Source organism: Erwinia sp. PME.40.26/001 (genome assembly GCF_055556675.1).
This window is the reverse complement of the sequence record NZ_JBVHNP010000033.1, coordinates 1-435: the sequence shown is the minus strand read 5'-3', so window position 1 is coordinate 435 and position 435 is coordinate 1. Positions and strand designations below refer to the sequence as shown.

Annotated in this window: 1 protein-coding gene; it reads right to left on the bottom strand. The window is 72.0% G+C overall.

Features of this window, described 5'->3' with window-relative positions:
• Window positions 1-435, bottom strand: a 435-nt coding sequence (locus ACZ3HG_RS23075) for a hypothetical protein (RefSeq protein WP_465334616.1), incomplete at both ends; no start/stop codon positions are given.

Sequence of the window (435 nt, the reverse complement as noted above, 5' to 3'; positions counted from 1 at the left end):
AGCGGCGCAAGGACGCTCGCCTGGACGACGTCCACGCCCTGGCGGACTGTCAGCATCCAGAAGGGAGCGGCGAAGAGCGCACCCAGGATGTAGCCGCCCCACGAGATCACGCCGACGATCAGACCCCAGACGACCCAGTGGCCCCAGCCGCCCCGGTTGATGAGCGAACCGAGGAACCAGAAGCCGACGAAGAACGCCACCGTGGGAACCCACAGCGTCCAGGTGGCGAGCGCCGAGAGGGCGGCATCCGCGAGACCGTCGATCTGGATCCTGCCCAGGAGCAGGCCGAGGCCGAGCGTCGCGGCGAGGTACAGCACGGCGAACACGAGCGCCGCGAGGAGGCCGATGGCACCGGCGGCACCGCGGTTGCCGCGCGGACGCGGGGCCTCGGGGGCCTGGACGAAGATCGGCTGCGCGGCGCCGACCGGACGCGAC